This window comes from Rothia sp. HMSC062H08 (assembly GCF_001810775.1).
Taxonomy (GTDB): Bacteria; Actinomycetota; Actinomycetes; order Actinomycetales; family Micrococcaceae; genus Rothia.
Genome location: NZ_KV802667.1, coordinates 90,266 through 90,614, shown reverse-complemented (window position 1 = coordinate 90,614; position 349 = coordinate 90,266). Strand labels below are relative to the sequence as shown.

Annotated in this window: 1 protein-coding gene; it reads left to right on the top strand. The window is 66.2% G+C overall.

The features are described from left to right. The coding region (locus HMPREF2765_RS04990; protein WP_305793652.1) for a biotin/lipoyl-containing protein at positions 1-349 on the top strand (349 nt) is incomplete at both ends.

Here is a 349-nt window from a genome sequence, read left to right as displayed (position 1 = left end):
GGTTTCCACCGACAAGGTTGACACCGAGGTTCCCTCCCCCGTAGCAGGTACCCTGCTCGAGATCCGCATCCCCGAGGATGAGGACGCAGAGGTTGGCCAGGTTCTGGCTATCATCGGCGACGCTTCCGCTGCTGCTGCACCGGCTGCTCCCGCTCCGGTTGCTGAGGCTCCCGCAGCACCCGCTGCTGCTCCGGCTGCTCCCGCCGCTGGCTCCGCCTCCGGCACCGAGGTTCTGCTGCCCGCACTGGGCGAGTCCGTCACCGAGGGCACCGTTACCCGCTGGCTTAAGGAAGTTGGCGAGCAGGTTGAGGTTGACGAGCCCCTGGTTGAGGTTTCCACCGACAAGGTT